The 22,918-nt window shown below is 73.2% G+C and carries 22 protein-coding genes and 1 pseudogene; 15 read left to right on the top strand and 8 right to left on the bottom strand.

The features are described 5' to 3' along the window. Positions 1-30 precede the first annotated feature (30 nt). Genes ACFV6E_RS29640 through hutU form a run of 3 tightly spaced genes read right to left on the bottom strand, consistent with a single transcriptional unit; the run spans position 31 to position 4,267 of the window. The gene (locus ACFV6E_RS29640) at positions 31-1,371 is read right to left on the bottom strand and encodes a formimidoylglutamate deiminase (RefSeq protein WP_385167278.1); all 1,341 of its coding nucleotides are present in this window, start codon (positions 1,369-1,371) and stop codon (positions 31-33) included. Further along, on the bottom strand, positions 1,368-2,591 hold the full coding sequence (locus ACFV6E_RS29635) for an allantoate amidohydrolase (RefSeq protein WP_385167280.1): 1,224 nt from the start codon (positions 2,589-2,591) through the stop codon (positions 1,368-1,370). Before ACFV6E_RS29635 ends, ACFV6E_RS29640 begins: the two co-directional genes overlap by 4 nt. Next, on the bottom strand, positions 2,588-4,267 hold the full coding sequence (hutU, locus tag ACFV6E_RS29630; RefSeq protein WP_385167282.1) for a urocanate hydratase: 1,680 nt from the start codon (positions 4,265-4,267) through the stop codon (positions 2,588-2,590). The genes ACFV6E_RS29635 and hutU overlap by 4 nt, the downstream gene beginning before the upstream one ends. 200 nt (positions 4,268-4,467) lie before the next feature. On the opposite strand from hutU, the gene ACFV6E_RS29625 reads away from it, so the two are divergent. From ACFV6E_RS29625 to ACFV6E_RS29605, 5 genes are all read left to right on the top strand, one after another. After that, the gene (locus ACFV6E_RS29625; protein WP_385465732.1) at positions 4,468-5,841 is read left to right on the top strand and encodes a diaminopimelate decarboxylase; all 1,374 of its coding nucleotides are present in this window, start codon (positions 4,468-4,470) and stop codon (positions 5,839-5,841) included. A gap of 235 nt (positions 5,842-6,076) precedes the next feature. Further along, positions 6,077-6,475 (top strand): hypothetical protein, encoded by a 399-nt coding sequence (locus tag ACFV6E_RS29620; protein WP_385167285.1) that lies wholly within the window; start codon positions 6,077-6,079, stop codon positions 6,473-6,475. 218 nt (positions 6,476-6,693) lie between these two features. After that, positions 6,694-7,434 (top strand): transcriptional regulator, encoded by a 741-nt coding sequence (locus ACFV6E_RS29615; RefSeq protein WP_385167312.1) that lies wholly within the window; start codon positions 6,694-6,696, stop codon positions 7,432-7,434. Between the two features lie 38 nt (positions 7,435-7,472). Next, positions 7,473-8,012: a roadblock/LC7 domain-containing protein gene (locus tag ACFV6E_RS29610; RefSeq protein ID WP_385167287.1), complete on the top strand. Its 540-nt coding sequence runs from the start codon at positions 7,473-7,475 to the stop codon at positions 8,010-8,012. Positions 8,013-8,027: 15 nt separating this feature from the next. Then, complete coding sequence (locus ACFV6E_RS29605) at positions 8,028-8,402, top strand: hypothetical protein (RefSeq protein ID WP_385167288.1); 375 nt, start codon at positions 8,028-8,030, stop codon at positions 8,400-8,402. Positions 8,403-8,442: 40 nt separating this feature from the next. Here the strand turns inward: ACFV6E_RS29605 and ACFV6E_RS29600 are convergent, their stop codons facing one another. From ACFV6E_RS29600 to ACFV6E_RS29590, 3 genes and pseudogenes are all read right to left on the bottom strand, one after another. Continuing rightward, entirely contained in the window at positions 8,443-9,027 is a 585-nt protein-coding gene (locus ACFV6E_RS29600) for a hypothetical protein (protein ID WP_385167289.1), read from the bottom strand. 110 nt (positions 9,028-9,137) lie between these two features. Beyond that, positions 9,138-9,980 carry a MurR/RpiR family transcriptional regulator gene (locus tag ACFV6E_RS29595; RefSeq protein ID WP_385167291.1) on the bottom strand — a complete coding sequence of 281 codons (843 nt, stop codon included), beginning with the start codon at positions 9,978-9,980 and terminating at the stop codon, positions 9,138-9,140. Continuing rightward, positions 9,977-10,336, bottom strand: a pseudogene (locus tag ACFV6E_RS29590) (aromatic amino acid lyase); the annotation flags it as partial. The gene ACFV6E_RS29595 and the pseudogene ACFV6E_RS29590, both read right to left, overlap by 4 nt. Before the next feature lie 243 nt (positions 10,337-10,579). Here ACFV6E_RS29590 and ACFV6E_RS29585 point away from each other — a divergent pair. From ACFV6E_RS29585 to ACFV6E_RS29565, 5 genes are all read left to right on the top strand, one after another. Further along, on the top strand, positions 10,580-11,704 hold the full coding sequence (locus ACFV6E_RS29585) for an ABC transporter ATP-binding protein (RefSeq protein ID WP_385167293.1): 1,125 nt from the start codon (positions 10,580-10,582) through the stop codon (positions 11,702-11,704). After that, positions 11,701-12,348, top strand: a complete 648-nt coding sequence (locus ACFV6E_RS29580) for an ABC transporter permease (RefSeq protein WP_385167295.1) — start codon at positions 11,701-11,703, stop codon at positions 12,346-12,348. The genes ACFV6E_RS29585 and ACFV6E_RS29580 overlap by 4 nt, the downstream gene beginning before the upstream one ends. A 4-nt stretch (positions 12,349-12,352) precedes the next feature. After that, on the top strand, positions 12,353-13,060 hold the full coding sequence (locus ACFV6E_RS29575; RefSeq protein ID WP_385167298.1) for an ABC transporter permease: 708 nt from the start codon (positions 12,353-12,355) through the stop codon (positions 13,058-13,060). Between the two features lie 11 nt (positions 13,061-13,071). Continuing rightward, positions 13,072-14,037 carry an ABC transporter substrate-binding protein gene (locus ACFV6E_RS29570; RefSeq protein ID WP_385167299.1) on the top strand — a complete coding sequence of 322 codons (966 nt, stop codon included), beginning with the start codon at positions 13,072-13,074 and terminating at the stop codon, positions 14,035-14,037. A gap of 96 nt (positions 14,038-14,133) precedes the next feature. Beyond that, positions 14,134-14,559 carry a hypothetical protein gene (locus ACFV6E_RS29565; RefSeq protein WP_385167314.1) on the top strand — a complete coding sequence of 142 codons (426 nt, stop codon included), beginning with the start codon at positions 14,134-14,136 and terminating at the stop codon, positions 14,557-14,559. A gap of 481 nt (positions 14,560-15,040) precedes the next feature. Here the strand turns inward: ACFV6E_RS29565 and ACFV6E_RS29560 are convergent, their stop codons facing one another. Then, positions 15,041-16,435 (bottom strand): cystathionine beta-synthase, encoded by a 1,395-nt coding sequence (locus ACFV6E_RS29560; RefSeq protein ID WP_385167301.1) that lies wholly within the window; start codon positions 16,433-16,435, stop codon positions 15,041-15,043. A 172-nt stretch (positions 16,436-16,607) separates the two neighbouring features. Between ACFV6E_RS29560 and ACFV6E_RS29555 the strand changes: the two genes are divergently transcribed. The 4 genes from ACFV6E_RS29555 (at position 16,608) to ACFV6E_RS29540 (ending at position 22,161) form a co-directional block, all read left to right on the top strand. Further along, positions 16,608-17,627, top strand: a complete 1,020-nt coding sequence (locus ACFV6E_RS29555; RefSeq protein WP_385167303.1) for an SGNH/GDSL hydrolase family protein — start codon at positions 16,608-16,610, stop codon at positions 17,625-17,627. 346 nt (positions 17,628-17,973) lie between these two features. After that, positions 17,974-19,710 (top strand): protein kinase, encoded by a 1,737-nt coding sequence (locus tag ACFV6E_RS29550; protein ID WP_385465729.1) that lies wholly within the window; start codon positions 17,974-17,976, stop codon positions 19,708-19,710. Between the two features lie 181 nt (positions 19,711-19,891). Further along, a complete protein-coding gene (locus ACFV6E_RS29545) occupies positions 19,892-21,112 on the top strand; it encodes an acetyl-CoA C-acetyltransferase (RefSeq protein WP_385167307.1) in 1,221 nt (406 codons plus the stop codon). 266 nt (positions 21,113-21,378) lie between these two features. Further along, complete coding sequence (locus ACFV6E_RS29540) at positions 21,379-22,161, top strand: hypothetical protein (protein ID WP_385465726.1); 783 nt, start codon at positions 21,379-21,381, stop codon at positions 22,159-22,161. Between the two features lie 48 nt (positions 22,162-22,209). Here ACFV6E_RS29540 and ACFV6E_RS29535 read toward each other — a convergent pair whose 3' ends face one another. After that, positions 22,210-22,521: a hypothetical protein gene (locus ACFV6E_RS29535; RefSeq protein ID WP_385167308.1), complete on the bottom strand. Its 312-nt coding sequence runs from the start codon at positions 22,519-22,521 to the stop codon at positions 22,210-22,212. A 103-nt stretch (positions 22,522-22,624) separates the two neighbouring features. Between ACFV6E_RS29535 and ACFV6E_RS29530 the strand changes: the two genes are divergently transcribed. Beyond that, the gene (locus ACFV6E_RS29530; protein WP_385167310.1) at positions 22,625-22,855 is read left to right on the top strand and encodes a DUF4287 domain-containing protein; all 231 of its coding nucleotides are present in this window, start codon (positions 22,625-22,627) and stop codon (positions 22,853-22,855) included. Positions 22,856-22,918 lie beyond the last annotated feature (63 nt).

The raw sequence follows: 22,918 nt of genomic DNA, 5'->3' as shown, positions 1-22,918 counted from the left end.
GTGCGGACGGCGGCTGCGGGTCGTGGGGGCTCAGGCGCGTAGCTGCCCGATCGCTGTCGCCAGCGCTGTCGGGACGTCCGGTACGGATGCGTGTGCTCCGTCGCGGACGATGTGGCGGCCCCCTACGACCGTGTGGCACACGTCGGCCGCTGTCGCGGCGAATACGGCCGTCTCGGCGCCCAGGCGGGGCAGCGGGCCCGCTGTTCTGACCGAGTCGAGGGCGATCGTCGTGAAGTCGGCGAGCGCGCCCGGCTCCAGGGCGCCGGCGTCGTGCCAGCCGAGCGCCGCGTGGCCGTCCGCGGAGGCGGCGCGCAGCAGGGCGGCCGCCGTCCAGTGACCGCGGGTACGGGTGCGCAGGCGCTCGTTCAGCTCCATGGCGCGGGCCTCTTCGAGCAGGTCGATCACGGCGTGGCTGTCGGAGCCGAGGGAGAGCGGGGAGCCCGCGCTCTGGAGTGCGGCGGCCGGGCCGATGCCGTCGGCCAGGTCCCGTTCGGTGGTCGGGCACATGCACGTGCCGGTGCCCGAGGTGCCGATCAGGTCGATGTCCTCGGCGGTCAGGTGGGTGCTGTGGACGGCGGTCGTGCGCGGGCCCAGGACGCCGTGGTCGGCCAGGAGCCGGGCGGGCGTGCGGTCGTGGGCCTGCCGGCAGGCGTCGTTCTCGGCCGTCTGCTCGGACAGGTGCACGTGCAGGGGGGCCTGCCGGTTCTCGGCCCAGCGCACGACGGTGTCCAGCTGGCCGGCGGGCACGGCCCTCACGGAGTGGATGGCGGCGCCGATCCGTGCGTGATCCCGGTCCTTGAGAACTGAAGAGCGTTCCGCCCATGCCTCGGCCGTGCCGTCGGAGAAGCGGGCCTGGTGGCGGGTCGGGGGGCGGCCGAAGCCGGAGGACAGGTAGGCGGTGTCGAGGAGGGTGATGCGGATGCCCGCCTCGGCCGCCGCGGCGATCAGCGCCTCCCCCATCGCGTTGGGGTCCTCGTACGGGGTCCCGCCAGGGGCGTGGTGCACGTAGTGGAACTCGCCCACCGCCGTGATCCCGGCGAGCGCCATCTCCGCGTACACCGCGCGCGCCAGCTGGTGGTAGGTGTCCGGGGTCAGCTTGTCGGCCACGGAGTACATCAGCTCGCGCCAGGTCCAGAAGGTGCCCGAGCCGACCTGGACGGTGGCCCGCAGGGCCCGGTGGAAGGCGTGCGAGTGGGTGTTCGCCAGGCCGGGGAGGGTGAGGCCCCGCAGAGGCTCCGCGCCGGGTGGCGGGGTGTCCGTCCGCGGGCGCACGGCGGTGATCCGGCCGTCCGCCGTTCCGGCCTCGACGAGGACGCCCGGTTCTACGTTGGTGCCCAGCCAGGCGTGCTCCAGCCAGTACGTTCGCGTCACGTGCGGGTCAGCCCTTCCAGTACGTCGGCGAGCGCGCCCACCCCGGCCGCGCAGTCGTCCTCGGTGGCGTGCTCGGCCGGGGAGTGCGAGACACCGGTGGGGTTGCGTACGAACAGCATGGCGGTGGGGATCGCCGAGGAGAGGATTCCGGCGTCGTGTCCCGCGCCCGTTCCGAGGACGGGGATCCGGAGAGGTGACCGCTGCGCCGTGCCCAGGATGCGTGTCAGTTCGTCGCGCAGGGCGTGCTGGAAGTCGACCACCGGGGTGAACGACTCACGGGTGACGGTGAGTTCGACGCCGTGCGTGCGGGCGTGGCCGTGGGCCGCCTCCTCGATGGCCGCGACGAGGGTGTCCAGGGTCCGCTGGCCGGGGGCCCGGGAGTCCAGCCAGCCGCGGACCAGGGACGGGATCGCGTTCACTCCGTTCGGCTCCGCGGTGATCTTGCCGAAGGTGGCGACGGCTTCGGCCAGGGCGGCCTCGCGGCGGGCGGCGAGCACGGTCTCGGCGTACGGCAGCATCGGGTCGCGCCGGTCGGTGAGGCGGGTGGTGCCCGCGTGGTTCGCCTCGCCCCGGAAGTCGAAGCGCCAGCGGCCGTGCGGCCAGATGGCGGAGGCGATGCCGAGCTGGTCGCCGGACAGGTCCAGGGCGCGGCCCTGCTCGACGTGGAGTTCGACGAACGCTCCGATGCGGGCGAGGCGTTCCGGGTCCGGGCCGAGGGCGGCGGGGTCGTGGCCGGCGCGTTCCATCGCCTGCGGGAGGGTGACGCCGTCCGCGTCCGTGAGGCGGTGCGCCTGCTCGACGGTCAGCTCGCCCGCGGTGAGCCGGGAGCCGACGCAGGCCAGGCCGAAGCGGGCACCCTCCTCGTCGGCGAAGTTGACGACGGCCACGGGATGCGCCAGCTCCGTGCCGCGGGAGCGCAGTTCGTCCAGGGCGGCGAAGGCGGAGATCACTCCCAGGGGGCCGTCGAAGGCGCCGCCGTCGGGGACCGAGTCCAGGTGGGAGCCGGTGACCACGGCGTTGCCCGCGGCCGGGTCGCCGAGCCACGCCCACTGGTTGCCGTTGCGGTCCACCTCGTACGTCAGGCCGCGGGAGGTGGCCTGCTCGCGGAACCAGGCCCGGCAGTCGGTGTCGGCGGCGGTCCAGGCGTAGCGCCGGTAGCCGCCGGAGGCGGCGTCGCGGCCGACCGGCAGCAGCTCCGCCCACATGCTGTGAAAGCTCAACGCTCGCCGCCCTCGCGCATCGGCACCCGCACACCGCGCTCGTCCGCCACGGCCTCGGCGCTGTCATATCCGGCGTCCACGTGGCGGATGACGCCCATGCCGGGGTCGTTGGTGAGGACGCGGCGGATCTTCTCACCGGCCAGCGGCGTTCCGTCGGCCACGCAGACCTGGCCCGCGTGGATCGAGCGGCCCATGCCGACGCCGCCGCCGTGGTGGATCGAGACCCAGGACGCGCCCGACGCCACGTTCACCATCGCGTTGAGCAGCGGCCAGTCGGCGATGGCGTCCGAGCCGTCGAGCATGGCCTCGGTCTCGCGGTAGGGGGAGGCCACGGATCCGCAGTCGAGGTGGTCGCGGCCGATGGCCAGCGGGGCGGCCAGTTCGCCCGAGGCGACCATGTCGTTGAAGCGCTCGCCGGCCCGGTCGCGTTCGCCGTAGCCGAGCCAGCAGATGCGGGCGGGCAGGCCCTGGAAGTGGACGCGTTCACCGGCCAGCTTGATCCAGCGGGCCAGGGACGCGTTGTGAATGGACTCAGCCTCCGGGAAGAGGTCGAGGATCGCCCGGTCCGTCTTCGCGATGTCGGACGCCTCGCCGGACAGGGCCGCCCAGCGGAAGGGGCCCTTGCCCTCGCAGAAGAGGGGGCGGATGTAGGCGGGGACGAAGCCGGGGAAGGCGAAGGCGCGGTCGTAGCCCGCGAGTTGTGCCTCGCCGCGAATGGAGTTGCCGTAGTCGAAGACCTCGGCGCCGGCGTCCATGAAGCCGACCATCGCCTCGACGTGCCGGGCCATCGACTCCCGCGCGCGCGTGGTGAAGCCCGCCGGGTCCTTCGCCGCGTACGACGCCATCTCGTCGGGATCGACACCGGCGGGGAGGTAGGACAGCGGGTCGTGGGCCGAGGTCTGGTCGGTGACGATGTCGATGGGGGCGTCCATCGCGAGGAGCCGCGGGACCAGCTCGGCGGCGTTGCCCAGTACGCCGATGGAGAGCGGGCGGCGGGCGTCGCGGGCCTCGACGGCCAGCCGGAGGGCGTGGTCGAGGGAGTCGGCGCGGACGTCCAGGTAGCGGTGCTCGATGCGGCGGTCGATGGCGCGCGGGTCGCAGTCGATGCAGATCGCGACGCCGTCGTTCATGGTGACGGCGAGGGGCTGGGCGCCGCCCATGCCGCCGAGGCCCGCGGTGAGGGTGATGGTCCCGGCGAGGCTGCCGCCGAACTTCTTGGCGGCGACGGCGGCGAAGGTCTCGTACGTGCCCTGGAGGATGCCCTGCGTGCCGATGTAGATCCAGGAACCGGCCGTCATCTGGCCGTACATGGTCAGACCGAGCTGTTCCAGGCGGCGGAACTCCTCCCAGTTCGCCCAGTCGCCGACCAGGTTGGAGTTGGCGATGAGGACGCGCGGGGCCCACTCGTGGGTCCGCATGACGCCGACCGGGCGGCCCGACTGGACGAGCATCGTCTCGTCCTGCTTCAGGGTGGTGAGGGTGCGGACCATGGCGTCGAAGGAGCGCCAGTCGCGGGCCGCCTTCCCGGTGCCGCCGTAGACGACCAGCTTGTCGGGGTGTTCGGCGACCTCGGGGTCCAGGTTGTTCTGGAGCATCCGCAGGGCGGCCTCCTGCTGCCATCCCAGGGCACTGCGTTCCGTACCGCGCGGCGCCCGGACGGGGCGGGGTCCTGACATGGTCTGCCTCCTGGTGGGCTCCCGCACACGGACGGCCAGGGGGACGGCCGCATACGGATTGTTGCCGTGGTTATTCACATCCTGGGGTCATGAATAGGGCTAGTCAATACGTTCGTACGTCAGCGCGGGGGCGCCGTGGGTGTTTGGCTTGGCCCATAAGCCCGGACACCGAGACGACGGGGGATCCTGTGGAGGACGGCGTGAGCGGTACCGCGGTGCGTGCGACCGGGCACGGTGACGGGGACGACGGCGAGCGGGTCGCCCGGCGCGACGACGCCGTCCGGGCCGCCGTCGAGCAGCGGCTCGTCGGACCCGGCGCCCCCCTCGCGGGGCTGCTCGACGTCACCGGGATCCGGGCCTCCGCCGCCGCCCTGCGGGCCGCCTTCGAGTCGGTGAGCGCGCCCGGCACCGAGATCCTGCACGCCTTCGCGGTGAAGGCGACGCCGCTGGTGCCCGTGCTGCGGCTGCTGCACGCAGCGGGCATCGGCGCGGAGGTGGCCGGCCCCGGCGAGCTCGCCCTCGCCCGCGCCGCCGGGATACCCGTGGCCCGTACGGTCCTCGACTCCCCCGCCAAGACACCGGCCGAACTGCGCGAGGCCCTGGCGCTCGGCATCGCCGTCAACGCCGACAACCCGCAGGAACTGGCGCGCCTCGACGCGCTGGTGCGCTCGGCCGCCACCCGCTCGCCCCTCGGCCTCCGGGTCAACCCGCAGGTCGGCGGCGGCGCCATCGAGGCGCTGTCCACGGCCACCGCCACCTCGAAGTTCGGCGTCGCGCTCCAGGACGAGGGCGCCCGCGAATGGCTCGTCCGGGCGTATCTGGACCGGCCCTGGCTGACCCGGCTGCACACCCACACCGGCTCGCAGGGCGTCCCGCTCTCGCTGATGGCGCGCGGGGTGGCGGAGGTCTACCAGCTCGCGGAGGAGATCAACCGGCGGGCCGGGCGGCAGCAGGTCGACACCCTCGACATCGGCGGCGGGCTGCCGGTCGACTTCGGCTCCGACGCCACGGCGCCGACGTACGCGCAGTACGCGCGGCTGCTCGCGGAGGTGGTGCCGGGGCTGTTCGGCGGGCGCTACGGGCTGGTCACCGAGTTCGGGCGGTCGCTGCTCGCCAAGCACGGCACGGTGCTCGCCCGCGTCGAGTACGCGAAGAGCGCCGGCGGACGGCGCATCGCGGTCACCCACGCCGGGGTGCAGATCGCCACCCGCACGGTGTACGCGCCGGCCTCCTGGCCGCTGCGGATCGCCGGGTACGACGCGAAGGGGCGCCCCAAGCCGGGGCCCGGCGTCGTGCAGGACATCGCGGGGCCCGCCTGCTTCGCGGGCGACCTGCTCGCCGAGGGCCGCGCGCTCCCGCCGCTCGACCAGGGCGACCACGTGGCGGTGCTCGACACCGGCGCTTACTATTTCGCCGCCCACTACGCGTACAACTCCCTGGCCAGGCCCGGGGTCTACGGCTTCGTCCGGGACGGCGGCGGCATACGCTTCGCGACCGTGCGGGAGCCGCAGACGGTCCAGGAGATCGTCGCGGAGTCCGGCGGGGACCGGGCCGCGGCGCTGACGGAGCTCTAGGCTCCCCCGGTTCACGACGGCGCCCGGTTCACGACGGCGCCCGGTTCACGACGGCTCCGCCCCGGCTCGCGACGGCTCGCGCCACATCGGCGACTTGGCGGAAAATCGGCCCAGTTGGCCCACCTTAGACCTGCCGGGCACGTTCCACAGGGAAATGCCGGGAACCCTCACCCCTCGTACACACGGTGCGTAGCGTCTCGGTGACGCGACCGGATCCGAGGCGGGAGGAACCGAGGTGCCCGGAATCGACGAGTGCCTGCTGGAAGCCATGCGGCTGCCCGGTGCACGGGGCGCCGCCGTGGTCGACTGGACCAGCGGCCTGGCCCTGGGGACCGTCGGGGACGCGCCGGGCGGCGACCACGAGACGACCGCGGCGGAGGCGGCCGAGCTGGCCCGGCTCGCCGCGGAGCACCACGCGTTCGCGCCCGCCGACGGCTCCGACTGGTCCGAGCAGGAGCCGCCGGTCGAGGACCTGATCGTCAGCAACCGCGACAGCTACCACGTGCTGCGGTTCGTCCGGACGACGTTCGACAGCAGCGTGTTCCTGCACCTGTGGCTGGCCCGTGCGGACGGGAACCTGGCGCTGGCCCGCATCAGGCTCGGCGAGATGGCCGGACGGCTGGTGCTCGGATGACGACCGTCGACATACCCGCCCGGGACAGACAGCAGGACGCGCCCCCCGACGGACAGCGGAACGAGAAGCAGGACGCACCCCTCGCCGGGCAGCGGGAAACGCCTTCGGACGGACAGCAGGACGTGCCTGCCGACGGACAGCCGGGCGGACAGTCCGACGGACAGCCGGGCGGGCGGCAGGAGGGCGAGCCGGGGACCGGGGGCCGCGCCGTCTCCCCCATGCTCAGCCGGCTCGCCGCCGAGCGGGCCACCGGTGTGCTGATGCGCGAGCGCGGCACGCTCTATCTGCGCGACGGCGAGGTGGTGCACGCCGAGAGCCCCGCGGCGCCCGGGCTCGACGTGCTGCTCACCGTCCGCGGCGCGCTGGACGGCGAGTCCTGGCGGCAGGCGGTGGCGCAGGCGGGCGCGCGGCGCCGGGTGGGGCGGTTCCTGGTCGACAGCGGCCGGATCGCCGAGGGCGCCCTCGAACTGTGTCACCTGGGGGCGCTGTACGACGCGGCGTACTTCGTGCTCGGCCCGAGCAGCACCCCCGCCCGCTTCCGGTACGGGGCCGCGCACTGGCTCGGCCCGCTGCACCCGGTCCCGGTGGCCGCCCTGGAACGCGAGTCGCTGCGCCGCCGCGAGCTGCTGCACCGCATCTGGCCCGACCCGCTGACGGACACCGCGCCGCTCATCCGGTGCCGGGTCCCCTCGGGGCCGGCGCTCAGTCCACGGCAGCGGGCCGTGCTCGACCTGGTGGACGGGGTGCGCACCGCGGCGGACATCTCCCGCCTGCTGGGCCGGCCCGCGTTCCACACCCTGGTCGATCTGCGCCGCCTCGCCGCCGCCGGGGCCGTCGCGGCCCCGCGTCCGCCGGAGCGGCGCCCCGAGCCCGCCGTGGCCGCCGTCCTCGCCCGCACGTCCGACGACCCGGACGTGGCCCTGCTGCGTCGGCTCAGAGACGCCTTGGAGGCCCTGTGATCCGCGCGCTCCGACAGCGTGCCGAAAGGAGACTGCTGATGGCCACGGAGACCGAGGTCCTCGACGAACTCCGCCGGTTGAGGGCACGCGTCCCCCAGGTGACCGGCGCGCTCGCGGCCAGCGTCGACGGCCTCGTACTGGCCCACGACACCCCGGGCGTGGAGCCGGAGGGCATGGCCGCGCTGACCGCGGCCGCGCTCGGCGTCGCGCTGCGGATGACGGACGCCACCGCGCAGGGCGACTTCCGCGAGCTGCTCGTGCGCGGCGTCGACGGCTACGTGGCGACGTACGCGGCCGGTGGCTCCGCCGTGCTGACCCTGCTCGCCCAGGACCGGGTGAACGTCGGCCGGCTGCACCTGGAGGGGCGCCGGGCCGGTACCCGGATCGGCGAGGTCGTGGACGCCGCGACGGCCGCCGGGGAAGCCGTCCCGCCCGCCAGGGCCCCGGCCAAGTCGGCGGCGGTCAAGTCCGCGGCCAGGGCGGCCGGTGCCCGGACCCGTACGCCGCGTGCCTCGGGAGGTGCCCGCGCCGCCAAGACCCCCATCACCAGAAACAGTCCGACCCCGAACGAAAGCTGAAAGGACGTACCACTGATGACCAACACCGAGACCGCGCTGAAAGAGGCCCTGGCGTCCATCGAGGGCGCGACCGGAGCCGCGCTCGTCGACTACACCAGCGGCATGGCGCTGGGCACCATCGGCGGCAGCAAGGGGTTCGACCTCAACGTCGCCGCCGCCGGGAACACGGACGTCGTCCGCGCCAAGCTGCGCACCATGGAGCACCTCGGGCTCAAGGGCGAGATCGAGGACATCCTCATCACCCTGAGCGACCAGTACCACCTGATCCGGCTGATCACGGGACGGGGCGGCAACGGCCTGTTCCTGTACCTGGTGCTCGACGCGAAACGGTCCAACCTGGCGATGGCCCGCCATCAACTACGGCGGATCGAGGCGGACTTGGAGGTATAGGAGGTATAGGAGGTGTAACGGCCTCCTGTCCTTCAGGGCCTCAGACCAGGACGCCGCCGCGGCGGCGCGACCCTCCAGGGGCCGCGTCGCCCGCGGCGATGCCCGTGCTGCGGTAGCCCTTGACCGGCTTGCCCGCGGGCGCGCCGCCACCCTTGCCGAGCCAGTCGACGCGCACCCAGAGCAGCACGCCGTCGGCCTGTTCGCGGCGGCCGAGCCAGGCCGCCTTGAGCCAGAGCCCGGCGCCGGTTCCGGCGAGCAGCATGCCGCCCGCTGCGGGCACCGCGAAGGCGCTGCCCAGCGCGAGCAGGAAGGCGAGCACCAGCCACCAGCGGTGGCGGCGGCGCCAGTTGCGCACGGACACGGCGCGGTCCTGGAGGACGTCGTGCTTGCCGGCCCGGGCGGCGCCGCGGGCCAGCGCGGTGTAGCGCTTCCGGCGCCGGTACGCGACGACGAGCGCGGCGACGACGAAGAGCACCGCTCCGGCCATGACCCCGATGCGGCGGCCGGTGACGCCGGGCGGCAGCAGGCCGATCCCGGCCGCGAACACCCCGAACCACCACAGCGGCGCCGCCCCGGCCCGCACCACGACGGCCACCCGGGCCAGCCCCTGCCCTCCGCGCGCCACGTCCGCCTCCTCGAAGCTCGTGCACATACGTCTGCCGGGCGGGCACGTTAGCGAGGGAACGTGAGACGAGTCTGAGAACCGCCGGTGCGCGGCCACTACGGCTGCTCCGGCTACTCCATGAAGAGCCCGCGCGCGGCGGCCCGCGCGTCGAAGTCCTCGAGGCCGGCCTGGGCGTCGGGCAGGTCGTCGCACATGGCCTCCAGCAGGACCCGGCCGAGCAGCATCGGCGAGCAGGCCGTGTCGAAGGCGAGTCCGGTGCCGACGGCGGCGGGCAGCAACAGGTCCGACACCTTGGCCACCGGCGCGAACGCCGAGTCGGCGACCGTGACGACCGTCAGTCCGGCCGCCTTGGCGTAGCCGAGCGCGTCGACGACCTCGCGCGGGTGGCGGGGCAGCGCGAAGCAGAGCAGGGCGCTCGCCCCGGCGCGTACGGCGGCGTCGATGCGGTCGTGCAGCATGGTGCCGCCCTCGTGCAGCAGCCGTACGTCCGGGTGGACCTTGGCGGCGAAGTAGGCGAAGCCGTACGCCTGGGAGGCGGCGGCGCGCAGGCCGAGCACCGGCAGCGGGCGGGACGCGGCGAGCAGCCGGCCCGCGCGCTCGACGGGGCGCGGGTCGGCCAGCACCTCCGCGAGGTGCCGCAGGTTCTCGATCTCGGCCTCGACGGCCTGCTGGTACTCGTTGTACGCGGCCGGGTCGGCGACGGGCTCCGCCGGGGCGACCTCGCGCAGGTGTCTGCGCAGCGCCGGGTAGCCGTCGAAGCCGAGGGCGACGGCGAAGCGGGTGACGGAGGGCTGGCTGACCCCGGCGAGTTCGGCGAGTTCGACGCTGGACAGGAAGGGCACGTCGGCGGCGCGGCGCACCATGATGTGCGCGATACGGCGCTGCGTCGGCGTCAGCCTGCGTCCCTCGAAGAGCGACTGGAGCCGTGCGGCAGGGCTGTCGGTCACGCTCATGTCGTGCTCCCCCTCCAGATGTCCGTGAACCGGTCGAGCAGTGCGGCCGCCGCCGTCACGTCGTCCGTGAGCGGCCGGTCGGCCGGGTCCGGGTCGAGTACCGACTCGGCGAGTGCGAGCGCCCGCCCGGCCGGCAGCTCCGCGTCCGGCCTGAGGTCGCGCTGGCGCAGTGCCCGTACGGCGGCGACGAGTTCGCAGCCGACAACGAGACGGTACGCGCCGCAGGCCCGCAGGGTCTGACGGGCGGCGAGCGAGGCGAAGCCGGCCTGCTCCTCGACGCCGCGGGAGAGCACGGCGTGGCCGAGCGAGGCGGGCGCGGAGAAGGCGCGCAGGTCACCGAGGGCGGCACCGGCGGCGCCCCTTCCTCGCCGACCACGTGGCCGCCTCGTCCGGGTGATGATCCTGGAGTACGCCGCCGACGGTGTGTCCACGATCCGAGACGACATCACGCGCGAACTCCCTTCAACCCGGACATGCCGTCTCGGCGGCCGGTCACAAGTGACCGCTGATCAACGCCGAGGCCGCGCCGAGCTATTGACAACCTATTCAGCCACCGAGAACTCTGCATGACGGTATGCAGGCCGGGCAAGGGACACTTCATGATCCAGTTCGATGCCGTCCACAAGCGCTTCCCCAACGGCACCACAGCAGTCCACGACCTCTCCCTGGAGCTGCCGGAGGGCGGCGTGACCGTGCTCGTCGGGTCCTCGGGCTGCGGCAAGACGACCACCCTGCGGATGGTCAACCGGATGGTCGAACCGACCTCCGGCACGGTCCGCGTCGGCGGCAAGGACGTCCGGCACCAGGACGCGGCCGAACTGCGCCGCTCCATCGGTTACGTCATCCAGCAGGCCGGGCTCTTCCCGCACCGCACGGTGCTCGACAACATCGCGACCGTGCCGCTGCTGCTGGGCTGGGGCCGCAAGAAGGCGCGGGCCAGGGCCGCCGAGCTGCTGGAGACCGTCGGCCTCGACACCACCACCGGCAGGCGGTACCCGCACCAGCTCTCCGGCGGCCAGCAGCAGCGCGTCGGCGTGGCCCGCGCGCTCGCCGCCGACCCGCCCGTGCTGCTGATGGACGAGCCGTTCGGCGCGGTGGACCCGGTGGTCCGCAGCCAGCTCCAGGACGAACTGCTGCGTCTTCAACAGGAGTTGCACAAGACGATCGTCTTCGTCACGCACGACATCGACGAGGCGGTACGGCTCGGCGACCGGATCGCCGTCTTCCGCACCGGCGGCCACCTGGTGCAGTGCGCCACTCCCGCGGAGCTGCTGGCCCGCCCCGCCGACGACTTCGTGGCCGGCTTCCTCGGCGCCGAACGGGGCCTGAAGCTGCTCTCCCTGACGACGCTCGCGGACGTGCCGCAGGCGCCCGCCCCCGAGGGCGGCACCTGGGAGCTGGTCCTCGACTCCGCCCGCAGGCCGCTGCACTGGCGCTCCGCTGAGGGTGGCACCGAGCTGCCGGTGCGGCCGCTCGGCGACACCGGCTCCCTGCTCGCCGCGATCGACGAGTCGATCGCCTCGCCCACCGGGCTGGTCGCCCGCGTCGACGCGAGCGGCGCGCTGACCGGCGTCACCTCGCGCGACGAGATCCACGAGCACGCGGGCCGGGCCCACGGCGCGGCGGGCGAGGCGAGCGAGGGCACGACGGGCGCAGGGGCTGGGAACACGGCGGGCACGACGGCTTCGGCAGGGGATGCGGGCTCGGCGGGCGTGACGATATGACCGTCGACTGGTCCTGGCTCGGTGCCCACACCGACGACCTCACCACCCTGACCGTCTCCCACCTTCAGGCGGCCCTGTCCGCCGTCTTCTTCGGGCTGCTGATCTCGCTTCCGCTGGCCGTGCTCGCGCACCGGGTCCGCCCGCTGCGCGGTTTCCTGCTCGGCCTGTCGAACGTCCTGTTCACGATCCCGTCGATCGCGGTCTTCGTCCTCCTGCTGCCGGTCTCCGGACTGACCCGCACCACCACGGTCACCGGGCTGACCGTCTACACCCTCGTCGTCCTGCTGCGGAACACCGTCGAGGGCCTGGACTCCGTACCCGAGAAGACCAAGGAGGCCGCGCGGGCCATGGGCACCCGGCCGCTGCGCACCCTGCTCACCGTCGAGCTGCCGCTCGCCCTGCCGGTCATCATGGCGGGCGTCCGGATCGCCACCGTCATGTCGATCTCCCTGGTCTCCGTGGCCACGTACATCGGTGACGGCGGTCTCGGGCAGCTCTTCACGGACGGCTTCCAGCGCAACTTCCCCACACCGGTGATCGCCGGTGTCGTCCTGACCCTGCTCCTCGCACTGGCCGCCGACGCGCTCCTGGTGGGCGTGCAGTACGTCCTCACGCCGTGGAACCGCCGGAAGCGAAGGGCCTGACGCCATGTACGAGCTGTTCAAGAACCTCGGCGCGTGGCTGGTCAGCGGCGACCAGTGGTCCGGCACGGACGGCATCGCCCACCGCGTCGCCGAACACCTCCAGTACTCGCTGCTCGCCACCCTGGTCGCCGCCGCGATCGCCCTCCCGGTGGGCCTGCTGATCGGGCACACCGGACGCGGCGCCTTCCTGGCGATCAACCTCGCCTCCTTCGGCCGCGCCCTGCCGACCGTCGGCCTGGTCGTCCTGGTCTTCCTCGCCGGCGGCCTGTCGATGTGGCCCGTCTACATCGCCCTGGTCGCCCTCGCCGTCCCGGCGATCGTCACCAACACCTACGCCGGCATGACGGCCGTGGACCCGGAGGTGAAGGACGCGGCGCGCGGCCAGGGCATGCGCCCGCACCAGGTGCTCTTCCAGGTCGAACTGCCGCTGGCGCTCCCGCTGATCATGACGGGGCTGCGGCTCGCCCTGATCCAGGTGGTCGCGACGGCCACCATCGCCGCGTACGTCTCCTTCGGCGGGCTCGGCCGCTACGTGTTCGACGGGCTCGCCCAGCGCGACCTGGTCCAGGTGCTGGGCGGCGCGGTCCTGGTCGCCGTGGTCGCCGTCGTCCTGGACGCCGCGCTCGCCGGTGTCCAGCGCCTGCTGTTCCGCGCCCGCACCGGTCCCCGTACGGACCGGAAGTCCCCCGCCGGCCCCGCCCACCCCGCCTAGGAGCACCGCAGATGTCCCAGCGCACGAACCGGCAGCTGTCTCTTCCGAAGCGCCGCACCCTCCTCGGCGGGCTCCTCGCGGCCGCCTCCGTCCCGGCCCTCGCCGCGTGCAGCAGCGGCATCACCTCGCTGGACGGCGAGGGCTCCGCCGGCGGCGGTGGCGGCTCCAGCGAGGGCGGCCTCACCATCGGCACCGCCAACTTCACCGAGAACCAGGTCCTCGGCTACCTCTACGCGGCCGTCCTGGAGGCGGCCGGCGTCACCACGAAGGTCCGCCCCAACCTCGGCACCCGCGAGATCCTCATCCCCGCCCTCAAGAGCGGCGACCTCGACCTGCTGCCCGAGTACCAGGGCGCGCTGCTGCACTACCTCGACCCGAAGTCGAAGGCGACGGAGGAGGGCGAGATGCAGAACGCCCTCGCCGTCGCCCTGCCCAAGGGCCTCCAGATCCTGCCGTACGGGATGGCCGAGGACTCGGACGCGTTCGTCGTCACCCGGGAGACGGCGAAGAAGTACGGGCTGGCCTCGCTCGCCGATCTCGCCGCGCACAACGGGAAACTGGTCGTCGGCGCGTCCGCCGAGGTGAAGACGCGCCAGGTCGGCGTGGTCGGCCTGAAGGACGTGTACGGCGTGGAGTTCAAGAAGTTCAAGTCGCTCGACTCCTCCGGGCCGCTGGTCAAGGGCGCCCTGAAGAAGGGCGACGTGGACGTGGCGAACCTGTTCACCACCGACACCGACATCCGGGCCAACGACTGGGTCGTCCTCACCGACCCGAAGAACCTGGTCCCGGGCCAGCGCGTCGTCCCCCTGATCGCCGACCGCAAGGCCGACTCCACCGTCCGCAAGGCCCTCGCCCGGCTGGGCAACGTCCTCACCACGGCCCAGCTCACCGAGCTCAACCGGCAGGTCGACAAGGACAAGAAGGACCCGGAGGACGTGGCGCGGACGTACGCCGGACAGCACGGGCTGGCGAAGTAGGCCGCGCGGCCAGGGGGGCGGGGCCCCGGCCCGACAGGGGGGCTAACCCCAGTGCCACAAGGGCTCCCGCTCCCTACCGTGGACACCATGACCGGAATGGACGCGCGTGACGCCGAACTGAAGAAGGAACTCGACGCCACCCTGCACGCCCGCAGGGAACTGGGCGAGGAGTACGAGTCGGCACTCGTCGACTCCTTCCTGGAGAAGGTCGAGCAGCGCGTCGACGGCGCGGTCGACCGGCGGGTGCGCCGCCAGCTCGCCGAGCAGCAGATGGTGGCGGCCCGCGGCGCCCGCTCGCCGCAGTCCACGGACACCTTCGGCGAACGGTTCGGCTTCGGCATCGTCTCGCTCGTCCTCGCCGTCCCGCTGTCCGCGATCGGCGGCGGCGTCGGACATCTGCCGGGCCTGATCGTCACCTGGCTCGGCATCGTGGGCGTGAACGCGGTGCAGGCCGCCCGCAACTCGCCGGGCCTCTTCGGCCGCCGCGACCGGGAGAAGCAGGACTCGGACTGGCAGGACTGAGGCCCGGCGGGCCGGGTCGGGCGGGTCGGGCGGGTCGGGCGGGTCGGGCGAACGGCCTCCGTTACGCGAAAGGCCCGGCACCTGTGAGCGGTGCCGGGCCTTCGCACGTCGTGCGCGGGGACCGCCGCACCCCCGTTACCGGGGGGCGGGACGACGGCGGTCCCCGCGAGGGACGCGGGCCGGGTCAGGGCCGGGCTGCGCGTCCGTGGCGTCCATGGAGGTCCGGGAGCCGCTCCGGAGGTCCTTGGCGCCGTCTGCGCCGGCATCGAGGTGGGGAGCCGCTCCCACCCCCTGCCGACACCCACTAATGTGCCGGACCTGTGTTAAGCGGGTGCTGCGCGGACGTGTCGCGCTCGTACCACTTCTGCGAAGTTCCCCGACCGGACCGCAAGAAGATCGCTTTCCGGCCGGGGCGACGGCGGATTTCCGCCGCCTCCCCGCGTAGACCCGTCGTACTTTGCGCCCGGGGCCTTTCGGAGCGTTACTGCTTCGCGCCGCCCTTGGCCAGGAAGGACAGCAGGTCCTGCCGGCTGACGACCCCCGTCGGCTTGCCCTCGACCAGCACGATCGCCGCGTCGGCGGCGCCGAGCACGGACATCAGGTCCCCGACCGGCTCGCCGGAGCCGACCTGCGGCAGCGGCGGCGACATGTGCTTCTCCAGCGGGTCCTCCAGCGAGGCTCGCTTGGCGAACAGCGCGTTCAGCAGCTCCCGTTCCACCACGGACCCGACGACCTCGGCCGCCATGACGTCCGGGTGTCCCGCGCCGGGCTTCACGATCGGCATCTGCGAGACGCCGTACTCGCGCAGTACGTCGATGGCCTCGCCGACGGTTTCGTCCGGGTGCATGTGGACCAGCGAGGGGATGGAGCCGCCCGCCTTGTCGCTGAGCACGTCGGCGACCCGGGCGCTGGGCCCGGAGTCGTCGAGGAACCCGTAGTCGGCCATCCATTCGTCGTTGAAGATCTTGCTGAGGTACCCGCGTCCGCTGTCCGGCAGCAGGACCACCACGACGTCGTCCGGACCGAGCCGCTCTGCGACGCGCAGCGCGGCCACGACGGCCATCCCGCAGGAGCCGCCGACGAGCAGCCCCTCCTCCTTGGCGAGCCGCCGGGTCATCTGGAAGGAGTCCTTGTCGGACACGGCCACGATGTCGTCGGCCACGGTCCGGTCGTACGCGGTCGGCCAGAAGTCCTCGCCGACGCCCTCGACCAGGTACGGCCGCCCGGACCCGCCGGAGTACACCGAACCCTCCGGGTCGGCGCCGATGACCTGGACCTTGCCGTCACTGGCGTCCTTCAGGTACCGCCCGGTGCCGGAGATGGTGCCGCCGGTGCCCACGCCCGCCACGAAGTGGGTGATCCGCCCCTCCGTCTGCTCCCACAGCTCGGGGCCGGTGGAGTGATAGTGCGAGGCGGGGTTGTCGGGGTTGGAGTACTGGTCGGGCTTCCAGGCGCCGGGCGTCTCGCGGACCAGCCGGTCGGAGACGTTGTAGTAGGAGTCGGGGTGCTCCGGGTCGACGGCCGTGGGACACACGACGACCTCGGCGCCGTACGCGCGCAGCACATTGATCTTGTCGGTGCTCACCTTGTCGGGGCACACGAAGATGCACTTGTACCCCTTCTGCTGGGCCACGATGGCCAGCCCGACACCGGTGTTCCCGCTGGTCGGCTCGACGATCGTGCCGCCCGGCCGGAGCGCGCCGCTCTTCTCGGCGGCCTCGATCATGCGCAGCGCGATGCGGTCCTTCACGGAGCCGCCGGGGTTGAAGTACTCGACCTTCGCGAGGACGGTCGCCCGGATGCCCGCCGTCACACTGTTGAGCCTCACCAGCGGGGTGTTGCCGACGAGACTGATCATCGAGTCGTGGAATTGCACCGTTGTCTCCGGAGCCTTGAATCTTAAGGATGGTGCCGTCAGCCTACGGCCCCGTCTACGACGGGGGTTTCGAACTTGCCTGCGGAAAGTGCCGTCCGGCCGGTCGCGATTGGCCCACCTCCCCTACGGGGCAAGCAGTGTGTGTACGGCTAGGAGGAGGTGGCGGCTACGCATGTCGAGCTTGTCCAGAGCGAGGGTGGCCCGGCGGATCGCGGCGGGCGCGGCTTACGGCGGTGGCGGCATCGGGCTGGTGGGTGCCGCGGCGGTCGGGGTCGTGCTGGCCGAGGTGCAGCTGGCGAAACGGCACGTCGGCAACGGGCACAGTCCGTCGGCACCACGAGCGGACGGCCTGTACGGGCACGCCTACGCCGGTTTCGACGACCCGCCGCTGCGCCTGGTCATGCTCGGTGACTCGACGGCCGCGGGACAGGGCGTGCACCGCATCCGCCAGACGCCGGGGGCGCTGCTGGCCTCAGGGCTCGCCGCGGTGGCCGAACGGCCGGTGGAGCTGGTGAACGTGGCGCTGCCCGGCGCCCAGTCGGACGACCTGGACCGGCAGGTGGCGCTGGTCCTGGCGGACCCGGGCCGGGTGCCGGACGTCTGCGTGATCATGGTCGGCGCGAACGACGTGACGCACCGGATGCCGCCGACCCGGTCGGTCCGCCATCTGTCGTCGGCGGTACGCCGGCTGCGCACCGCCGGGGCGGAGGTGGTCGTCGGGACCTGTCCCGACCTGGGCACGATCGAGCCGGTGCAGCAGCCGCTGCGCTGGCTGGCCCGGCGGGCCTCGCGGCAGCTCGCGGCGGCGCAGACGATCGGCACGGTCGAGCAGGGCGGGCGCACGGTGTCGCTGGGCGACCTGCTGGGGCCGGAGTTCGAGGCGAATCCGCGGGAGCTGTTCGGGCCGGACCACTACCACCCCTCGGCGGAGGGGTACGCGACCGCCGCGATGGCCGTGCTGCCCACGGTGTGCGCCTCCCTCGGGCTGTGGCCCGCGGAGGAGGAGCGGCCGGACGCCGCCCGCCGCGAGGGCTTCCTGCCGGTGGCGCGGGCGGCGGCGGAGGCCGCGTCCGAGCCGGGTACGGAGGTCACGGCCGCGATGCCGACGGGGCCGCGGGGGCCGTGGGCCCTCCTCAAGCGCCGCCGCCGGCGCCGGCTCCCGGCGACGGACCCGGCCCCGGCGACGCCCTGACGGGGCACCACCGGAACCCTTACCGGCCCCGGCGCCGGGATCGTGCCTCGCCGGCGCCGTGCCCGACCGCGGCGCCGTCCTGGCTGATCGCGCAGTTCCCCGCGCCCCTGACAGGGCGCCGCCGGGACCGCGGCTCAAACCGGCGCCCGCCCCGGCCGGGTTCGGCTTCGCCGGGATCGTGCCCCGCCGGCGCCGTAGTCGACCACGGCGCCGTCCTGGCTGATCGCGCAGTTCCCCGCGCCCCTGACAGGGCGCCGCCCCGATCGGTGGCCGGCCCTGCGACCCTATGCTGAGCGTCGTCACAGGGGCTCGGGCAGTGGGTTCCGGCTGGGTCGGGAGGGTTTACGTGGCAGCGCTGGAGGCGGGCGACCCCCGTACCGTCGGGGAGTACCGCCTGCTGAGCCGCCTCGGCGCGGGCGGTATGGGGCAGGTGTACCTCGGCCGGTCGCCGGGCGGGCGCGCCGTCGCGGTCAAGGTCGTGCACGCCGAGCTGGTCCGCAGGCCGGAGTTCCGGGACCGGTTCCGCCGCGAGGTGCGGGCGGCCCGGATGGTCAGCGGAGCGTTCACCGCGGCGGTGATCGACGCCGACCCGGACGCCCCGCTGCCGTGGCTGGTCACCAGTTACGTCAACGGCCCCTCGCTGCACGACGCGGTGGCCGAACAGGGTCCCATGTCCCCGGCGGCCGTACGGTCCCTCGCGGCCGGTCTCGCCGAGGCCCTGATGTCGATCCACAAGGCCCAGGTGATCCACCGCGACCTCAAGCCGTCCAACGTGCTGCTCGCCGACGACGGCCCCCGCGTCATCGACTTCGGCATCGCCCGCACCGTGGAGACCACCGAACCGACGCGGAGCGGACGCACGGTCGGCTCCCCGGGCTTCATGGCCCCCGAGCAGGTCTCCGGCGACGCCGACATCACGCGGGCCACCGACGTCTTCTCTCTCGGCGCCGTCCTGGCCTATGCGGCCACCGGCACGAACCCCTTCGGCAGCGGCCCCACCCCCGCCCTGCTCTACCGGGTGGTCCACTCCGAGCCCGATCTGGCGGCGGTCGACGACCCGGAGCTCCGCTGTCTGATCGAGGACTGTCTCAGCAAGGACCCGGACCACCGTCCGGCCCTTCGCGACATCCTCGACCGGGCCGGCCCCGACTGGGACGCCCCGGCCGCCCCAGCTCCCGCTGCCCTCCCCGCCGGGCCCGCGTCGCCCGACCAGACGCCGACCTGGGTCGGCCCGCGCCCGCCCCGGCCGCCCGGTGCCCCGGCCATACCGGCCCTACCGGCCCCACCGGCCCGCTACGGGCGCCGGCCCGTGCCGCGCACCAGCCGTCGTGCCTTCCTGCTCGCCGGCGCGGGCGGAGTGACGGCGCTGACCGCGACCGCCGGTTTCCTCATCGCCCAGTCCGACCGGTCCACCGCGAAGGAGGGCATCGCCCCGTCGCCGTCCCGGTCCGCTCCGCCCTCCCCGCCGCCCGCCCCCATGCCGGTGGGCCGATGGCTGCTGGACGAGGTGTCCGGGACGGTCGCGCGGGACATCGCCGGCGACCACAGCGGTACCGCGAGCGGTGTCCGCTGGGGCTCCGGCGACGGCGGGGCCGCCGAGTTCGACGGGGTCGCCAGCCAGATCGTCACCGCGGGACCGGTACTCAGCACCGGTACCGGCCAGTCCTTCACCGTCTCGGCCCGGGTACGCCTGTCCACCGCCCCGAAGACCTTCGCCACCGCCGTCAGCCAGGAGGCGGCCAAGGCCAGCGGCTTCTACCTGCAGTATTCGAGCGCCGAGAACCGCTGGGCCTTCGCCCGCCCCGATCTGCGCGCCGCCCTGTCCACCTCGGTCCCCGAGGTCGGCAGATGGACCCGGCTGACCGGCGTCTGCGAGGGCCCCGCCCGCCGTATGCGCCTGTACGTCGACGGGGTGCAGGAGGGCGTCGGCGACGACAGCGAGCCGACCGCCGCCCGAGGCCCCCTGATGATCGGCCGCGCCACCTACGACGGCGTCGCGGCCGACTTCTTCCCCGGCGCGATCAAGGACGTGCGGGTCTTCCAGCACGCCCTGACCGGTGCCCAGATCAAGGCGCTCGGCTGACCGTGCCACCGGGCGCGGCCACCTCCGCGTACACCGGCCGGTGTACGTCGCGCACACGCGCCGACGGACAAAGCAAGCGCTTGGAAAGTGCGGCCCGTGTCACACGCCGATACCGGTGACCCCTGCGGTACGTACGGGTAACTTCCCACTCAGCCCTGCCCACCGCATGTCTGGAGCCGTGATGCCCGAAGCCGTGATCGTCTCAGCCGCCCGCTCCCCGATCGGCCGCGCCTTCAAGGGCTCCCTGAAGGACCTGCGACCCGACGACCTGACCGCCACGATCATCGAGACCGCCCTGGCCAAGGTGCCGGAGCTGGACCCGAAGGACATCGACGACCTGATGCTGGGCTGCGGCCTGCCGGGCGGCGAGCAGGGGCACAACCTCGGCCGGATCGTCGCCGTGCAGATGGGCATGGACCACCTGCCGGGCTGCACCATCACCCGCTACTGCTCCTCCTCGCTCCAGACCACCCGCATGGCGCTGCACGCCATCAAGGCCGGAGAGGGCGACGTCTTCATCTCGGCCGGTGTCGAGATGGTCTCCCGCAGCGTGAAGGGTTCGAGCGACGGGCTGCCGGACACCCACAACCCGCTGTTCGCCGAGGCGGAGGCCCGTACCGAGGCCGTCGCGCAGAGCGAGGGCGCTTCCTGGCACGACCCGCGCGAGGACGGCCTGCTCCCGGACGCGTACATCGCGATGGGCCAGACCGCGGAGAACCTGGCCCGGCTGAAGGGCGTCACCCGCCAGGACATGGACGAGTTCGGCGTCCGCTCGCAGAACCTGGCCGAGCAGGCCCTGAAGAACGGGTTCTGGGAGCGGGAGATCACCCCGGTCACGACCCCGGACGGGACGGTCGTGAGCAAGGACGACGGCCCGCGCGCCGGTGTCACGCTGGAGGGCGTCCAGGGCCTCAAGCCGGTCTTCCGTCCCGACGGCATGGTCACGGCCGGCAACTGCTGCCCGCTCAACGACGGCGCCGCCGCCCTGGTGATCATGTCCGACACCAAGGCCCGCGAGCTGGGCCTCACCCCGCTCGCCCGCATCGTCTCCACCGGCGTCACCGGCCTCTCCCCCGAGATCATGGGCCTCGGCCCGGTGGAGGCGTCGAAGCAGGCGCTGAAGCGCGCGGGGCTGAGCGTCGGCGACATCGACCTGTTCGAGATCAACGAGGCGTTCGCCGCCCAGGTGATCCCCTCCTACCGCGACCTGGGGATCCCGCTGGAGAAGCTGAACGTGAACGGCGGCGCCATCGCCGTCGGCCACCCCTTCGGCATGACCGGCGCCCGCATCACCGGCACGCTCATCAACAGCCTCCAGTTCCACGACAAGCAGTTCGGCCTGGAGACGATGTGCGTCGGCGGCGGCCAGGGCATGGCGATGGTCGTCGAGCGCCTGAGCTGACCGGCGGTCGAACGTGCGGAAACGGCCCGGAGCCCAGGAAACCCAAAGGTTTCGGGCCGTTTCGTGATCCAATCTCCCCCAGGATGTGACCTATCTCCCTCGCCCGAGGGATTCGCGCAGGTCAGGGCCGTTTCACGGGCAAACCGAGGGACCGAAGTCCTGTCCTTTTCGTGACGTTACGCACTGACAGCTGGTTAGTCCGCCCTTCAAGCTGATGCTAGGAAGTCGGGGGTCGACTTTGAACCGGGAGTACGTCAGTGAGCGCCATGCCTCTTGCTCTGCTGCTCACCACGGCCGCAGCCGCCGCCGTGGGCGTCGCCGTCCTGCGCGCCGTGCACCGGCTGCGCCGGCAGGTCAGGGCCCTGCACGCCGAGCTCGCGGGAAGCCGCGGCGCCGCGCTGGCGGCCGCGGTGCCCGTCGCCCGCAGCGCGGACACCGAGGAGATACGTGCCGCCGTGGCCGAGGCCCTCGCCGAGGAACGGGAGCGCGAGCTCGCCGAGGCGCGCGCCTTCTGGGCCGCGCAGGAGGCGCGGGACGCCTCCGACACCCCGGCGTCGCTGCTCGGACTGCCCGACAGCGAGCTGTTCCTGCCGCGCCAGTCGGACTTCGCGGGCCTGGAGCACCTGGAGCCGGTGACCGAGCACGGCCCCGACGCGGAGGACTTCGCGGGGGACTCCCCGGAGCTGGCCGCGGCCCGCCGCCGGCACCCCTCGCACCCGGACTTCGTCCCGGTGCAGTCGCCGGTGGTCAACGACCACGAGCGCACGGTGGCCTGTCTCGAAGAGCTCGCCGAGTCCCGTACCGAACTGGCCGACGTCCGCCCCGGCCCGCTCGGCACCCTCGACGTCTACGTCTTCGCCGACGGCACCACGCTCTGCATGACCCCGGGCCACCGCGAGACCGCGGAGCGCCTGGCCGCGGCGCTGAGCGAGGGGCACACCCCGGTGCTGCTCGGCGGTTCCGGCGTCTCCGGCGCGTACGCGCTGACCTTCTCCTGCGGCGACGAGAACGTGTACATCCTCGCGGACCGCGTCATAGCCTCCCTCTGACACCGCCGCGTCCGCGCCACGGACGCGAAGCACCCGCGCCGGAGCCGCTCAGACTCCGGCGCGCTTCTGTGCCTCGGCCACGAGGCCCACGGCTTCGGTCAGTTCGCCCTCGTTCTTCAGTACGAGCGCCAAGTCGCGCCCGGCCACCGTGATCTGGTCGGCGGCCGCGAACATGCCCGCGTCCGGCATCTCGCGGGGGTCGGCCGAGGGCGCCTCCAGGAGCTGGGCACGCCGTGCCAACTCCCTGGCCAGCCCCAGCGCCTCGGTCGCCGCGCCGCGCTGGAGGCGGCTCTGCGGGGCCGCCCGCAGCCGGTCGGCGAAGTGGTCCACGGCTCGGGTCAGCGGCGTCGTATCAAGCACGCCGCGAGACTACGCGCCGCAACGCGACTGTTGCCAACACCCCAACCCTCAGGCACGGTGGCGTGAAGGACCGGCTTACATCCCCCAGCGTCCGGAGGCGCCGATGTCCCAAGTCTTCTCCGAGGAGACCCATCGCAACCTGCTAGCCCGCATACCCCACTGCACCGGTCGTGAAGTATCCGACTGGCTGCGCACCGTCGACGAAGGCCCCTCTCTCTTCCGCTTCGAGGAGAAGGTGAGCTGGCTCCGGGCCGAACACGACCTCGCGTACGGCCACGCGAAGGCGATCATCCACGAGTACGACCTGAGGAGGGCCGCGCGCAAGCTGCGCTAGGGCGCGGACTGTGCCGGGCCTTCGAGGGTTCACACGGCGAAGGGCCCGCGAACCGGGGTTCGC

The organism is Streptomyces sp. NPDC059785, assembly GCF_042732375.1.
Taxonomy (GTDB): domain Bacteria; phylum Actinomycetota; class Actinomycetes; order Streptomycetales; family Streptomycetaceae; genus Streptomyces.
The sequence above is the reverse complement of the archived record's forward strand: the minus strand, read 5'-3'. Positions and strand labels throughout refer to the sequence as shown.

Bases quoted from the DNA above. Each gene is read 5' to 3' on its own strand.
- hutU (WP_385167282.1), bottom strand. From the start codon at position 4,267: ATGTCAGGACCCCGCCCCGTCCGGGCGCCGCGCGGTACGGAACGCAGT.
- ACFV6E_RS29615 (WP_385167312.1), top strand. From the start codon at position 6,694: ATGCTCAGCCGGCTCGCCGCCGAGCGGGCCACCGGTGTGCTGATGCGC.
- ACFV6E_RS29610 (WP_385167287.1), top strand. From the start codon at position 7,473: ATGGCCACGGAGACCGAGGTCCTCGACGAACTCCGCCGGTTGAGGGCA.
- ACFV6E_RS29605 (WP_385167288.1), top strand. From the start codon at position 8,028: ATGACCAACACCGAGACCGCGCTGAAAGAGGCCCTGGCGTCCATCGAG.
- ACFV6E_RS29595 (WP_385167291.1), bottom strand. From the start codon at position 9,980: ATGAGCGTGACCGACAGCCCTGCCGCACGGCTCCAGTCGCTCTTCGAG.
- ACFV6E_RS29585 (WP_385167293.1), top strand. From the start codon at position 10,580: ATGATCCAGTTCGATGCCGTCCACAAGCGCTTCCCCAACGGCACCACA.
- ACFV6E_RS29580 (WP_385167295.1), top strand. From the start codon at position 11,701: ATGACCGTCGACTGGTCCTGGCTCGGTGCCCACACCGACGACCTCACC.
- ACFV6E_RS29575 (WP_385167298.1), top strand. From the start codon at position 12,353: ATGTACGAGCTGTTCAAGAACCTCGGCGCGTGGCTGGTCAGCGGCGAC.
- ACFV6E_RS29570 (WP_385167299.1), top strand. From the start codon at position 13,072: ATGTCCCAGCGCACGAACCGGCAGCTGTCTCTTCCGAAGCGCCGCACC.
- ACFV6E_RS29565 (WP_385167314.1), top strand. From the start codon at position 14,134: ATGGACGCGCGTGACGCCGAACTGAAGAAGGAACTCGACGCCACCCTG.
- ACFV6E_RS29555 (WP_385167303.1), top strand. From the start codon at position 16,608: ATGTCGAGCTTGTCCAGAGCGAGGGTGGCCCGGCGGATCGCGGCGGGC.
- ACFV6E_RS29545 (WP_385167307.1), top strand. From the start codon at position 19,892: ATGCCCGAAGCCGTGATCGTCTCAGCCGCCCGCTCCCCGATCGGCCGC.
- ACFV6E_RS29540 (WP_385465726.1), top strand. From the start codon at position 21,379: ATGCCTCTTGCTCTGCTGCTCACCACGGCCGCAGCCGCCGCCGTGGGC.
- ACFV6E_RS29530 (WP_385167310.1), top strand. From the start codon at position 22,625: ATGTCCCAAGTCTTCTCCGAGGAGACCCATCGCAACCTGCTAGCCCGC.